Genomic DNA, 14,976 nt, shown 5'->3' with positions numbered 1-14,976 from the left:
GGATTTAAAGATTACGCCTGTGCTGCTGCGAGCAACTGCTTAGCCTTCTCCTTGGCATCCTCGATAGTACCTACGTTGAGGAATGCCTGCTCTGGCAGGTCATCTACCTCACCGTCGAGGATGGCATTGAAGCCCTTGATAGTCTCTTCGATAGGAACCATCACACCCTTCAAACCGGTAAACTGCTCTGCTACGGTGAATGGCTGGCTCAGGAAACGCTGTACACGGCGTGCACGGTTCACGGTCAACTTATCCTCATCAGAGAGCTCATCCATACCGAGGATGGCGATGATATCCTGCAACTCGTTATAACGCTGCAACAACTGCTTTACTCGCTGTGCACAATCGTAGTGCGCCTTGCCCACAATCAGCGGGTCGAGGATACGAGAGGTAGAACCCAGCGGGTCTACGGCAGGATAGATACCGAGAGATGCAATCTTACGGGAAAGCTCAGTGGTAGCATCCAAGTGAGTAAAGGTGGTAGCTGGAGCAGGGTCGGTCAAGTCATCGGCAGGCACATAAACGGCCTGTACAGAGGTGATGGAACCATTCTTGGTAGAAGTGATTCGCTCCTGCATGGCACCCATCTCAGAAGCCAGCGTTGGCTGATAACCTACGGCTGATGGCATACGACCCAACAGCGCAGATACCTCAGAACCAGCCTGGGTGAAACGGAAGATGTTATCGATGAAGAACATGATATCTGCTGCCTCACCATTCTTACCTCCGTGATCACGGAACTCCTCAGCTACGGTCAAACCAGAGAGAGCTACAGAAGCACGTGCCCCAGGTGGCTCATTCATCTGACCATATACCAGGGTAGCCTGACTCTTGGCAAGTTCCTCTGGATCGACAAGTGAGAGATCCCACTTACCTTCTTCCATCGCTTTACGGAACTTCTCGCCATACTTGATAACACCAGACTCGAGCATGTCTCGAATCAAGTCGTTACCCTCGCGAGTACGCTCACCTACACCAGCGAATACAGAGTAACCGTTGTGTCCCTTGGCAATGTTGTTGATCAACTCCATGATGAGCACCGTCTTACCTACACCGGCACCACCGAAAAGACCAATCTTACCACCCTTCATGTAAGGCTCAAGCAGGTCAATCACCTTAATACCGGTAGCAAGCATCTCCTTGTGAGTAGAAAGTTCGTCAAACTTCGGAGCCTCACGGTGGATAGGATAAGCACCCTTCATGTCCAATTCATTCATACCATCAATAGGCTGTCCGATGACATTCATCATACGGCCCTTGATCTGCTCTCCGGCTGGCATCTGGATTGGGTTACCTGTAGGGATAACCTCCAAGCCGCGCTGCAAACCGTCAGTATTATCCATAGCGACACAGCGAACCGTATCCTCACCGATGTGCTGCTGCACCTCGATGACAAGCTCGCGTCCGTCTGGACGTTTTACCTTCAGAGCTTCATAAATTTTAGGAAGCACCTTCTCTGGATTCTCGCCCTTTGTATCGAAGTAAACGTCGATAACAGGACCGATAATCTGAGAGATACGTCCATTAATTTGTGACATAAGCTTATTAGTTTAAATGTTATATATATTTATATTATTCTTGGCTGCAAAAGTAACAACAATTTATGGAAACCACAAATTAATTAAAAGTTTTATTCGGCTTTTATACCTTATTAAACCATTTTTAGTTCCCTTTAAACCATTTTCCTATGCAAAAGCAAGAAGTCAGGAGTCCAAACTCCCCTCTTCTTACTCCAATCTCTATAAATTAGATACTCAACTCGTCCAAAACCTTGATCAGTTTACGGTCGAATGGCTTATCTGAGCGGATGGCTTCAGAAAGCGGAACGTATACCACCTCGTTATTGCGTACACCAATCATCACATTGCGCTGTCCCTGCATGATAGCCTCAATGGCACCACAACCGGTACGGCTCGCAAGAATACGGTCACGGGCTGACGGACGGCCGCCACGCTGCAAGTGACCCAGGATAGATACACGTACATCAAACTCAGGGAACTCCTTACGCACACGGTCGGCATAATAAAGAGCACCGCACTTAGGACTCTCTGACACGATTACGATACAGCTCTTCTTAGACTTACGGATACCACGCTCCATGAATTGAGCCAACTGGTCTACGTCGGTAGAATCCTCTGGAATGATAGCTGCCTCTGCTCCACTGGCGATAGCTGAGTTCTGCGCCAGAAAACCGGCATCACGGCCCATCACCTCGATAAAGAAGATACGCTCGTGGCTCTGCGCAGTATCACGGATGCGGTCTACACATTCTACAATGGTATTCATCGTAGTATCATAACCGATTGTATTGTCTGTACCATAAAGGTCATTATCAATTGTTCCTGGCAATCCGATGCAGCATACATCAAACTCACGTGCGAAATTCATCGCACCGGTCAGTGAGCCGTTACCGCCAATCACGACAAGCGCATCTATTTCCTCTTTCTGAATCGTTTCAAATGCCTTCTGGCGACCTTCCTCGGTCATGAATTCCTTAGAACGGGCTGTCTTCAGCATCGTACCACCTGTGCCGATGATACCGCTTACGTTCTCTGTAGAAAAGGTTTTAATTTCATCATTGATGAGACCATCGTAACCTCGATAGATACCTTTCACAGTGAAACCATTGTAGATAGCCGAACGGGTAACCGCACGGATAGCAGCATTCATACCTGGAGCATCTCCTCCAGATGTTAAAATTCCAATAGTCTTAATCTTTGCCATAACTATACCTTTTATATTATATATATTTTTTTAATGTTAGTTTATTATCCTCTCAGGATGAGGTTTTTCATCCATTACCCCTACATATACAGTAGGTATCCAAGGGTATACCCCTTGCTTTGTTTGGGCTTATCGATTTAAATAATTAGGTTTGCGGCACCAGCCACCAGGATATGGGAGAGCCAAAGGATAGCAAGTCCGATGACGCCACCCATCAAAGCTTTCCAGCCAATATTGCGGAAATACCATCCCATGTGCATACGTTCCATCTTCATCAGGGCAAGACCGCTGATTGTACCGATACCAAGAACGTTACCACCAGCCATTACGCAATATGCAATCATCTGCCAGTAGATACCATTGGAATGATAATCAGTAAGCATGCTGAATGAAGGATCATTCACATTTGCCAGATCATGAAGGGAGAAGAAATTCATGGCTGTAGCAAAGTTGTCAAGTACAGTACTGACTATACCTGCCAAGACACCATGCAGTAACACACCAGGATGCTTATCATCCATACCGACAGAGTTGAGAAGAGCGGCAAAATCGTCAAAAGCACCGGTCTCCTTCACCACTCCGATGGCAAGCATGATACCCATCACGAAAAGAATCATCTGGACGACTCCGTATTGGAACACTCTAGGAGTACGACGGTCAGCCATCGCATCCATATTCATGAGTTTACGGTTGAATATCTCGTTCACAATCCAGAGAACACCCAATACGCAGAGCGCACCGAGGAAAGGACTTAATTTCGTAATATTATGGAAGGTAGGGATAAACCACAATCCACCGATGCCCACAAAGAGCATCAGCAAGCGCTGCCATACATTGAGACGGGTATCATCCCCGCGGTATGGCATAGCAATCCATTCTGTCTCTACTCTTTCAGGCAGCATGCGCTGCATCATCAACAACGGAATGAGCCAGGCTGCAAGACATGGCAGCAGAAGCGACAGGAAATAATGAGTAGCCGTTACAGCACCCATATTCCACATCACCAGTCCTTCCGGATTTCCGATAACGGTAAGAGCTCCGCCACAGTTGGCAGAAAGAAGAATGGCACCTCCATACACCATGCGCTGACGACGGTTTGGAATTACCCCATGCATCATCGTAAGCATCATCACTGTTGTAGTAAGATTATCGAGATTTGCCGAGATAACAAAGGTCACGGCAGCGAGAATCCATAACATTTTCTTGGCGCTTCGGGTACGTAACAACTGGCGTATGAAATCGAAGCATCCGTTGTTATTGAGAATTTCAACTATCGTCATAGTGGCAAGCAGGAAGAGTACGATTTCTGCTGCTCTGCCCACATAAGGAAGGAAGATGTTACGGGCAATAAAATACTTCACCGTTGTACTGGTGGATTCTATCTCGTTCCACATTCCGAGATTCAGATAGCGTGAATAATCAGAAGAGTGTTCACTGGTCACGAAGTCCATACCGAAACAGATATAGAGAACCCATCCTACCGTTCCAGCAAAGATGGCTACGGCAGCACGGTTCACCTTGGTAATATTCTCAGTTGCAATGAGAATATATGCCAGTATCAGTATGGCAAGGATGACTAGTGTCATATCATTATTTTATTATATTCATTACATTTTGAGCGCAAAGGTAACAATTATTTTGTTATCGCCAACATTTCGGTGTCTTTTTTTAATGAATTTAACTCATTTTCATACAAATGAAAATTTCGCCCGTTTTTTCTTTCGCCATTATTTTTCTTCCCTCTTCATTTTCAGCATAGAATCAGATGAAAACACGGATAACAGAGAAGAACATCACAGGAAGAAATATCGAGGAGGAAGTTATCAAAATATTGAAAGGTTATGCATATATATATAATGTATTTCCCCGAAGGAACCCTCCAAAAACTGTGATTTTAGTTAAATATTACTAACAAAAAGAAGAAATTCAAGAGTAAATACCTGTAACTCAAAGAAAATGAGTAATTTTGCGCCCGATTTATACAATTCACATAAAGTCAAACTTTATTAATTTTAATTTTTTAATTATTTTTTATGTCAGATTTAAAGAACGTAAAGCCATTGGACGACTTCAATTGGGATGAGTTTGAGAATGGCACAAGCGCAAACGTCAGCAAAACAGACCTCGAGAAGGCCTATGACGAAACTCTTAACAAGGTAACAGAACACCAGGTTGTAGAGGGTACAGTAATCTCTGTAGACAAGAAAGAGGTTATCGTAAACATCGGTTACAAGAGCGATGGTATTATCCCTGCTTCTGAATTCCGTTACAACCCAGACCTCAAGGTAGGCGACAAGGTTGAGGTTTATGTAGAGAACCAGGAGGACGTAAAGGGTCAGTTGGTACTCTCTCACAAGAAGGCTCGCCTCAGCAAGTCTTGGGAGCGTGTTAATGCAGCTCTCGAGAACGAGGAAGTTATCCAGGGTTACATCAAGTGCCGCACTAAGGGCGGTATGATCGTTGACGTTTTCGGTATCGAAGCTTTCTTGCCAGGAAGCCAGATCGACGTTCACCCTATACGCGACTACGACGTATTCGTAGGCAAGACAATGGAGTTCAAGGTTGTAAAGATCAACCAGGAGTTCCGCAATGTCGTTGTATCTCACAAGGCTCTCATCGAGCAGGAGCTCGAGCAGCAGCGTAAGGAGATCATCGGCAAACTCGAGAAGGGTCAGATCCTCGAGGGTACCGTTAAGAACATCACTACTTACGGTGTATTCGTTGACCTCGGCGGTGTTGACGGTTTGATCCACATCACAGACCTCTCTTGGGGCCGCGTAAGCGATCCACACGAGGTTGTATCTCTCGACCAGAAGATCAACGTTGTTATCCTCGACTTCGATGAGGAGAAGAAGCGTATCGCTCTCGGTTTGAAGCAGCTCACTCCACATCCATGGGATGCTCTCGATGAGAACCTCAAGGTAGGTGATCACGTGAAGGGTAAGGTAGTGGTTATGGCTGACTACGGTGCATTCGTTGAGATTGCTCCAGGTGTAGAGGGCTTGATCCACGTATCTGAGATGTCTTGGAGCCAGCACTTGCGTTCTGCTCAGGACTTCATGAAGGTAGGTGACGAGGTAGAGGCAGTTATCCTGACTCTCGACCGCGCTGAGCGCAAGATGAGCCTTGGTATCAAGCAGCTCAAGGAAGATCCATGGGAGGCTATCGAGGCTAAGTATCCTGTTGGCAGCAAGCACACAGCTAAGGTTCGCAACTTCACTAACTTCGGTATCTTCGTAGAGCTCGAGGAAGGTGTTGATGGTTTGATCCACATCTCTGACCTCTCTTGGACTAAGAAGGTTAAGCACCCATCTGAGTTCACTTCTGTAGGCGCTTCTATCGATGTAGTAGTTCTCGAAATCGATAAGGAGAACCGTCGCTTGAGCCTCGGCCACAAGCAGTTGGAGAAGAACCCATGGGATGAGTATGAGGCAATCTACACTCCAGGTTCTGTTCACCAGGGTACTATCACTGAGTTGATGGACAAGGGTGCTGTTGTAGCTCTCGCTGAGGGTGGTGAAGGTTTCGCTACTCCTAAGCACCTCACTAAGGAGGACGGCGCAATGGCTAAGAAGGGCGAGACTCTCGACTTCAAGGTTATCGAGTTCGTTAAGGAGACAAAGCGCATCATCCTCTCTCACTCTCGTACATTCGAGGAGGGTAACGAGCCAGTTGCTAAGCCAGCTCACAAGCGTGCAAACGGCGGTCGCAAGAACAACAACGAGACAGCTATGATCAACAACGTTGCTGCTAGCACATCACTCGGTGATATCGATGCACTCGCTAAGTTGAAGGCTCAGATGGAGGGCAAGGCTTAATCTTAAACAGATCAGGCTTTTGCTATTCATTAGCTAAATAACATTCAGGGGACTGAAATTTCAGTAATGAGATTTCAGTCCCCTTTTTTATTATGTGTTTTTTAAAAAAAACTATCAAGTGATACCTACCAACTCCAGTAACTCTACTCCATTAATTCATGTTCTAAAACCGCTAATTCATGGCATTTTTCTAGCAAAACATGTCGAAAAACACAAAAACATTTGGTAGTTTCAAGTTTTCTGTTTATCTTTGCAACCGATAAAGCAATAATTTATATAAGCTAGAGAAATCATTCTCTCAAGAATTATCTGAAAAGAAAGAGAAGCGATTCTCCAGATTACAAAAGGAATAAAAGTTCAAGATATGAAACAGTCTAGATTTATAGTAGCCGCTCTATCAATGAGTTGTATCACTACCCTCTCCTCCTGCTTTAAGGAAGAACCGCTCAATGCCGAATGCGACATCGAGCAGGCTTTCGTTGCTACCAACGGACAGTGGGAAAACTGTTTCCTCAACGCCACTGATACGCTCAAGAACGTGATGTCAACAGATCAGGAAATCAGCTTCCTCGTGAAACGTGGCACCGACCTCAGCCACTTCGCTCCGAAGTTCAACCTCACTCCTGGCGCTACCCTATCACCTGCCAACGGTTCAGAACAGGACTTCACCAACGGTCCGGTCATCTATACCGTAACATCAGAAGACGGCAGCTGGAAACGCCAATATAAAGTGAGATTCACCTTCCCACCCATCATCTACGAAGAGATGAAGTACGATTTTGAAAACTACTTCCTCAACGAAAACAAGCCTATACACAGATATTATGTATGGAGCGACAAGAACGATGATGGTACGCTCGCCAACAACTGGGCCACCGGAAACCCGGGCTTCAACATGAGCAAGGGTTCGGCAAAACCGGATGAATACCCTACCGTGCCCGTGAAAGAAGGCTACGACGGCGCCTGCGTGAAACTCACCACCTGCGACACCGGAAGCTTCGGTTCGATGGCCAAGATGCCTATTGCTGCCGGCAACCTCTTTATCGGTAAGTTCGATGCCACACAGGCACTGAAGGATGCCATGAAGGCTACCCAGTTTGGCGTGCCGGTAAGTTTCAAGCCTACCAGATTCAGCGGCTACTACAAATACAAGCGTGGCGATGTGTTCACCAACCGCCAGAAGAAGGTGGTGGAAGGCAAGAAAGACTACGGCACCATCTATGCCGTGTTCTACGACAACCACGACGAGGAGGGCAACAGCGTCGTGCTCTATGGCGACAACGTGCAGACCAGTCCACAGGTAGTGGCACTCGCCATCGTGCCTGATATCGACGACACACCAGAGTGGACCCACTTCGACATCGACTTCATCTACAAGAAGGAGGTGGATGCACAGAAGCTGAAGAACATGGGCTACAGCATGGCCATCGTCAGTTCATCGAGCGTAGAAGGCGCCTCGTTCATGGGAGCCATCGGAAGCACCCTGTGGGTTGACAAATTCCGCATCACCTGCGAAAAAGAATAAGAAGATCTACAAAAAAAGAAGACAAGACGAAGATTTACAAAAAAAGACAAGATAATGAAAAAGTCATTCATCATATCAGCCGCTGCCCTATCCCTCTTTGCCATTCAGGCACGGGGACAGAAGTTGGGAGAACTGCTCCACAATTTCACCTATCAGGCGCGCATAGGCTACAATCTAGGTGGCACAGCCCCTATCGGCATGCCAGCCACCATCCGCACCCTGCACAGCTATACACTACAGCCTAACCTGCTGCTCGGCATCGATGCCCATTATCCCCTGGACAACAAGTGGGGCCTGATGTTCGGCCTCCACTTCGAGGGCAAGGGTATGAAGATTGATGCGGGTGTGAAAAACTACCACATGACTATGGTGAAAGGTGGTGAGCAGCTGGAGGGTATGTTTACGGGCAACGTGATAACAAAGGTTGACCAAAGCCTTGCAACCATCCCAGTGCAAGCCACTTACGACATCACAGAGAAGCTTCGCCTGAAGCTGGGTCCTTACTTTTCTTATGTCACCGCACATAAATTTGAGGGCAATGCCTACGACGGTTATCTGCGACAGGGCGACCCTACGGGACCTAAGGTTGAGCTGGGTCATGAGGACGGAGAGCGTGGCGAATACGACTTCTCAAGCGATATGCGCAACTGGCAGTTTGGCATCGATGTGGGTGCCGACTGGTATTTCTCGAAGCGCTGGGGTGCCTACGTGGGCTTAACCTGGGGCTTGACGGAAGTATTCAAGAAAGACTTCCACGTGATAGAGCAACCGATGTATCCTATCTACGGCACCATCGGACTGAGCTATCAGCTGAAATAGGAAATCTGCTCCAGAATATCTTATATATAATAATGTATAGGAGAGAAAAATCAATTATATCATAATAAAAGAAAGGAAAACTTATGAAGAAAATTTTTACTTTAGTAGCAGCAGCACTCTGCTCTATGTCGATGATGGCAAAGGACTACACCTGCCCTCTCGTGGTTAACATGATGGGAACGGACATGCCAGTGGGCGACGTAAAGGTGAACGTAGATGAGCAGGGAGAAGGCAAATATACCATGAGTCTGCTCAACTTTGACATGAACGGCATAATGCCAGTGGGCAACATCGTTATCAAGGACGTAGAGGCAACTAAGTGTGGCAACGTCACCATGCTCAATGCAGCAAAGGACATCCTGATTACAGCTGGCGACAAGAAAGATGCAGAAGGCAATGCACAGGAATGGATGGGGCCAAGTCTCGGCAACGTGAGCATCATCTTCAAGGGAGAACTGAAGGGCGACAATTTCAACGCCTATCTCAATATTCCATTGGCTGGCGGCATGATTGTCGGCGTGAAACTCGGCAAGAATTGCAATGAGATGGGTCAGTTGCCAAACGCCGGTTTCGAGAAATTCCACGAGGCATCTTACAACGACGCCAAGAGTCAGGAGCCTAACGGATGGCACTCATTCATGAGTTCTACCGGCAGCATGGCAAGCAGGGTTTCAGCAGCTGTACATACCTATGCATCTTCTGAGGTGCGCGAGAACGCAGCAGAAGACAACAAGCAGTGTGTAAAGATTGTTTCAACTCCAGTGAAGGTGGGTACATTGGTTGTGGCTTCTGCCAACGGTACCATCACCACCGGCCGCTTGAAGGCTGGCAGCATGACTGCATCAAGCAAGGACAACTGCTCATTCCTGGATTTCAGCTCAACAGATGTTGATGCCAACGGCGATCCATTCTATGCAGTGCTCAACAACAAACCTGATTCCATGAAGGTATGGGTGAAGTTCAAGGCTGGCGACGGCAACAAGAATCCTAAGGCTACCATCAGCGCCCTCTTGACCAACGGCGAGTATGCTCAGGACCCAGAGGACAAGAAGCATGCAGCCAACATCATCGGTCGTGCCAACAACTCTTCTATCGAGAGCAAGGACGAGTGGCAGGAGATTACCATCCCATTCACCTACGATAATAAGAATGAGATGCCTAAGGCAGCCCTCGTAACCATGTCAACCTGCGCTGTGCCAAGCGGCGGCAGCAAGAGCGAGACCAACCCAGACGTTTTGTATGTGGACGATGTAGAGATGGTTTATAATGCTGACGTGAAGAAGGTTACCATGGATGGTGAAGACATCACTGGCAAGTTTAATGAATCAGGTGAGTTGGAGATTAAGAATTACGATAAGGAATTGGATATCAATAATTTCCAGTTGGAAGCTATCGGTGCTGGTGCCTACGTTACCAAGAAGATTACCGCTGATGATTTTGATACCTTCGTAAGCTTCACCGTTACTTCCAACGACCTGAAGAATTGCGTAACCCGCACCATCACCCTCAAGGGCTATACCACTGGCATCAAGAACGTTGAGACCCTCACCCTGCCAAACGGCGTGAAGGCTATCTACAACACGGCTGGTCAGCAGGTTACAGACATGCAGAGTGGTCAGGTTTACATCGTGAAGTACACCAATGGTGAAACCAAGAAGATGATTAAGAAGTAAATGAAAAATCCCCAGCCATCAAATGAATGATAGCTGGGGATTTTTTGCTTTTTATAAGTTATTCTTCTTGTTTCCAAAAGCTGGATGGGTTCTTTCTCATATCCCAAATATCTACGAAATGAACTTCATCCATCTTTTCGAGATAATAATAAATCAACTTAAAATTATTCATGAAATTAGCGCCTCGCAGCTGGCATGGAAAATCAGGAGCACCATTAAAAGGCGGCCTTCCTTCTGGAAAGACCTCCAAAAAACTCTTGATCTTATCAATTTCCGTCATCCATCTACGAGCCGTTTTTCTACCATAAACCTCATAAGCTTCTTCAACATACTCATGAAGTTTCTGTTCGAAAAGAGAGTGAATGATTACTTTAGCCATGGGAAATCCTGATAAAGACGTTCTTTAAAATCATCGTATGGCTCCCACTTCGTTGGATCATCCGCAATGGTTTTACAATACTCAATGCTCTCCATCAAACTCTCCCAGGAGAAATGATTACCCAACTCCGGAATTTCATCTAAAACCTCTTTATGATTCTCGAAACCACTCATCGGCATAGGCACAGCATGCTCCATCACCGAAACACGATGAGTTGGCGTAGGCTCAGCTACCATATCCTCACCCTCATGCAAATCTATATGATATTTTTTTTCTTTCATAATAGTATGCTTTTAATGAACCTTGCAAATATACGAAGAAATATAATAATATGCAAGATTTTGAGGAATTATTTAATCATTCTTGAGGAATTTTCTATTTTCCGGGCATAAAAAAAGATTGCATCAGCGGAAATACTTCCAACCAATGCAATCTTCAGTTTTCTTTAATCTAGAGGCTAAACACTTTCTTACGAGAAAAAATCACGGTAGAAAAGAGCCTAGCGTCGGATTTACTTCACCTTTGCAACGATAGCCTTGAAAGCCTCAGGGTTGTTAACAGCGAGGTCAGCGAGAACCTTACGGTTGATCTCGATACCAGCCTTGTGAAGAGCACCCATCAACTGGCTGTAACTCATACCATCGAGGCGAGCAGCAGCGTTGATACGCTGGATCCACAATGCGCGGAATGTGCGCTTCTTGTTACGACGATCGCGATAAGCGTAGGTAAGACCCTTCTCCCAAGTGTTCTTAGCTACTGTCCATACATTCTTGCGAGCTCCATAGTAACCCTTAGTGAGCTTCAAGATTCTTGTTCTTTTTGCTTTTGATGCAACGTGATTTACTGATCTTGGCATAATTTTTTTTCTTTAAAAGTTCGACTAAAAAGTTAATAATTAACGGAGGCAGAGCAAGTCGCGAACCTGCTTCAAGTTTGAACGGTCTACGAGAGTCTCGCCGAGGAGATTTCTCTTCTGCTTCTTTGTCTTCTTAGTCAAGATGTGACTGTGAAAAGCGTGATGACGCTTAATCTTACCTGTACCGGTGAAACGGAATCTCTTCTTTGCGCCGGAATTAGTCTTTACTTTTGGCATTTTTACTTTTAATTTTAAATTGTTATTTATTATAGCGATGGCAACGCATATACCAGGGCGTTACGCATCTTTTTTTTCTTAATCCTCTGTTCCTTCTGCGAGTTTCTTCAGGGCATCGCCGCCTTTAGCATTGGCGAGCAAGCCATTCTTCTCAGCATTAGCAGCGCGCTCTGCATCTGCAGCAGCCTTAGCTTCAGCCTCTCGCTTCTCACGGTCCATCTTCTGCTGGCTCTTCTTAGCAGTACCAGCCTTCTTAGGACTCATGTAGAGGAACATCTTCTTACCTTCGAGCTTTGGCATCTGCTCTACCTTTCCGTACTCTTCCAAATCATTGGCGAAACGGAGAAGAAGAACCTCACCCTGCTCCTTGAAGAGAATAGAGCGACCACGGAAGAAAACGTATGCACGAACCTTGTTACCCTCGTTGAGGAACTCCATAGCGTGCTTGAGCTTGAACTGATAGTCGTGCTCATCGGTCTGAGGTCCGAAACGGATTTCCTTGGTCTCCACCTTTACCTGCTTCTGCTTCATTTCCTTTGCATGCTTCTTCTGCTGGTAAAGGAATTTAGAATAGTCAACTATACGGCAAACGGGTGGTTGCGCATTAGGAGATATCTCGACCAAGTCAAGCTCTTGCTGACGTGCCAACTCCAACGCCTTACGTGCTGGCATCACTTCTGCTCCACCATCACTCACTACTCTCACGTCGCGTGCACGAATCTGTTCGTTTACGCGGTACTGATTTTTCATTTTGTCATTTTTCATTAACTATTCGATATATTCTTTTTTGTCTTTTTGATTAAACGGCTGCAAAGTTACGATTATTTTGTGAAACCACCAAATTTTCAGTGGGTTATTTTAAAAAAATCCGCAGATTTCCAAAGAAACCTGCGGATTTATATCTCATTTTTACTCTTCAGCGGCCTTCAATTGCTCTGCAACCTCGGCATTGATGCGCTGAGCGAACTCTTCCATGCTCATGGTAGCCTGTTCGCCACCACCCTGCTTACGCATAGAAACGAGGCCCTCGGCACTCTCCTTCTCACCTACGATGACCATGTAAGGAACACGCTTCAACTCGTTGTCACGAATCTTGCGGCCAATCTTCTCGTTACGGTCATCAACGAGAGCACGTACACCCTGCTTGTCAAGATACTGACGTACCTTCTGGGCATAGTCGTTGAACTTCTCAGAGATAGGGAGAATTGCAACCTGATCTGGAGTCAACCACAATGGGAAGTGACCGGCTGTATGCTCGATGAGAACGGCTGTGAATCGCTCCAGTGAACCGAATGGTGCACGGTGAATCATCACAGGAGTCTTCTTAGAGTTATCCTCGGCAGTATACTCCAGCTTGAAACGCTCTGGCAAGTTGTAATCCACCTGGATGGTACCCAACTGCCAACGACGACCGATGGCATCCTTCACCATGAAGTCGAGCTTAGGACCATAGAAGGCAGCCTCACCAATCTCTTCACGAGTCTCAAGTCCCTTCTCCTTGCAAGCCTCGCGGATAGCATTCTCGCTCTCTTCCCAAATCTCATCAGAACCGATATACTTCTCTGTATCCTTAGGGTCGCGGAGAGAAATCTGTGCCTCGTAGTTCTCGAAACCGAAGATCTTGAATACCTTCAAGATTACGTCGATTACGTTCTCGAACTCTGACTTCACCTGCTCTGAACGGACGAAGATATGGGCATCATCCTGTGTAAATGTACGAACACGAGTCAAACCATGGAGCTCACCGCTCTTCTCATAGCGGAATACAGTACCGAACTCTGCGATACGCAAAGGAAGATCCTTGTAAGAACGTGGCTTGCGAGCGTAGACCTCGCAGTGGTGAGGACAGTTCATTGGCTTGAGCATATACTCCTCATCCTCCTCCGGTGTCTGGATAGGCTGGAATGCATCCTTGCCATAGTGAGCATAGTGACCAGATGTAACATAGAGACTCTTGCCACCGATACCTGGACAGATAACCTCCTGATAGTTGTAAGGCTTCAGGAGAGAACGGAGCAACTCCTGCAGACGCAGACGGAGCTGTGTACCCTTTGGCAACCAGATAGGAAGACCCTTTCCTACACGCTCTGAGAACATGAAGAGTTCCATCTCCTTACCAATCTTACGGTGGTCACGCTTCTTAGCCTCTTCGAGAATTACCAAGTACTCGTCGAGCATCTTCTTCTTTGGGAAGCTGATACCGTAGATACGGGTCATCTGCTCGCGCTTGGCATCACCGCGCCAGAAAGCACCAGCCACACTTGTAATCTTCACAGCCTTGATAAGGCCAGTGTTCATCAAATGAGGACCACGGCAAAGGTCGGTGAAATTGCCCTGGGTATATGTGGTGATGGTACCATCCTCCAAGTCCTGCTCAATATGCTCGCACTTGTAAGTCTGACCATCAGCCTTGAACTCAGCGAGCGCATCAGCCTTAGCCACCTCCTTGCGAACCACAGGTTCGTTCTTCTTGGCAAGTTCCATCATCTTAGCCTCAATCTTGGCGAAATCATTCTCTGAGATCACCTGACCCTCGGCTGGCATCACGTCGTAGAAGAAACCACTCTCTACGGCTGGACCGAAACCGAACTGGATGCCTGGGTAAAGCTCCTGAAGAGCCTCAGCCAACAAGTGGGCAGATGTATGCCAGAATGTGTGCTTACCCTGCTCATCCTCAAACTTGTAGAGTTCTACATTTGCATCCTCATTGATAGGACGGTTCAACTCTACTGTCTCACCATTAACACCGCAAGATACAACGTTGCGAGCGAGAGCCGGTGAGATGCTCTCGGCGATTTGTAAGCCAGTTACGCCCTGTTCATACTCACGAACAGATCCGTCTGGGAATGTGATTTTTACCATAACAACTTAGTATTTTTATTAAATCGTCTGCAAAAGTACGATTTCTTTTTGTAACAAGCGAATAAAAATGCATTTATTTTGCT

General features: G+C 46.5%; 13 protein-coding genes. 4 read left to right on the top strand and 9 right to left on the bottom strand.

The window, feature by feature from the left end; translation table 11 throughout:
• Positions 1-11: 11 nt before the first annotated feature.
• The 3 genes from atpD to FO447_RS02900 all read right to left on the bottom strand — a co-directional run bounded on the left by atpD (position 12) and on the right by FO447_RS02900 (position 4,310).
• Positions 12-1,538: a F0F1 ATP synthase subunit beta gene (atpD, locus tag FO447_RS02910; protein ID WP_006846855.1), complete on the bottom strand. Its 1,527-nt coding sequence runs from the start codon at positions 1,536-1,538 to the stop codon at positions 12-14.
• Between the two features lie 208 nt (positions 1,539-1,746).
• Positions 1,747-2,724, bottom strand: coding sequence for a 6-phosphofructokinase (gene pfkA, locus FO447_RS02905; protein ID WP_117692823.1), 978 nt, complete (start codon positions 2,722-2,724; stop codon positions 1,747-1,749).
• A 137-nt stretch (positions 2,725-2,861) separates the two neighbouring features.
• Positions 2,862-4,310 (bottom strand): SLC13 family permease, encoded by a 1,449-nt coding sequence (locus FO447_RS02900; protein WP_200757564.1) that lies wholly within the window; start codon positions 4,308-4,310, stop codon positions 2,862-2,864.
• A gap of 447 nt (positions 4,311-4,757) precedes the next feature.
• On the opposite strand from FO447_RS02900, the gene rpsA reads away from it, so the two are divergent.
• From rpsA to FO447_RS02880, 4 genes are all read left to right on the top strand, one after another.
• Positions 4,758-6,542, top strand: coding sequence for a 30S ribosomal protein S1 (gene rpsA / locus FO447_RS02895; RefSeq protein ID WP_117586285.1), 1,785 nt, complete (start codon positions 4,758-4,760; stop codon positions 6,540-6,542).
• Positions 6,543-6,906: 364 nt separating this feature from the next.
• On the top strand, positions 6,907-8,067 hold the full coding sequence (locus tag FO447_RS02890) for a PCMD domain-containing protein (RefSeq protein ID WP_181975238.1): 1,161 nt from the start codon (positions 6,907-6,909) through the stop codon (positions 8,065-8,067).
• Positions 8,068-8,121: 54 nt separating this feature from the next.
• Positions 8,122-8,886: a porin family protein gene (locus FO447_RS02885; protein ID WP_118189914.1), complete on the top strand. Its 765-nt coding sequence runs from the start codon at positions 8,122-8,124 to the stop codon at positions 8,884-8,886.
• An 83-nt stretch (positions 8,887-8,969) separates the two neighbouring features.
• A complete protein-coding gene (locus tag FO447_RS02880) occupies positions 8,970-10,559 on the top strand; it encodes a calycin-like domain-containing protein (protein ID WP_200757563.1) in 1,590 nt (529 codons plus the stop codon).
• Between the two features lie 58 nt (positions 10,560-10,617).
• On the opposite strand, the gene FO447_RS02875 is transcribed toward FO447_RS02880, so the two are convergent.
• From FO447_RS02875 to thrS, 6 genes are all read right to left on the bottom strand, one after another.
• Positions 10,618-10,938 (bottom strand): hypothetical protein, encoded by a 321-nt coding sequence (locus FO447_RS02875; protein ID WP_200757555.1) that lies wholly within the window; start codon positions 10,936-10,938, stop codon positions 10,618-10,620.
• On the bottom strand, positions 10,926-11,219 hold the full coding sequence (locus FO447_RS02870) for a hypothetical protein (protein WP_118189912.1): 294 nt from the start codon (positions 11,217-11,219) through the stop codon (positions 10,926-10,928). Before FO447_RS02870 ends, FO447_RS02875 begins: the two co-directional genes overlap by 13 nt.
• Positions 11,220-11,449: 230 nt before the next feature.
• On the bottom strand, positions 11,450-11,794 hold the full coding sequence (gene rplT / locus FO447_RS02865) for a 50S ribosomal protein L20 (protein WP_006846863.1): 345 nt from the start codon (positions 11,792-11,794) through the stop codon (positions 11,450-11,452).
• Between the two features lie 39 nt (positions 11,795-11,833).
• Entirely contained in the window at positions 11,834-12,031 is a 198-nt protein-coding gene (rpmI, locus tag FO447_RS02860) for a 50S ribosomal protein L35 (protein WP_006846865.1), read from the bottom strand.
• Positions 12,032-12,109: 78 nt separating this feature from the next.
• Positions 12,110-12,796, bottom strand: coding sequence for a translation initiation factor IF-3 (gene infC / locus FO447_RS02855; RefSeq protein WP_117692814.1), 687 nt, complete (start codon positions 12,794-12,796; stop codon positions 12,110-12,112).
• 144 nt (positions 12,797-12,940) lie between these two features.
• Entirely contained in the window at positions 12,941-14,893 is a 1,953-nt protein-coding gene (gene thrS / locus FO447_RS02850) for a threonine--tRNA ligase (protein ID WP_117692812.1), read from the bottom strand.
• Positions 14,894-14,976 lie beyond the last annotated feature (83 nt).

The sequence above is a fragment of the Segatella copri genome (assembly GCF_015074785.1).
Taxonomy (GTDB): Bacteria; Bacteroidota; Bacteroidia; order Bacteroidales; family Bacteroidaceae; genus Prevotella.
Note: the sequence above shows the minus strand (reverse complement) of the source record. Positions and strands in the feature narration are given on the sequence as shown.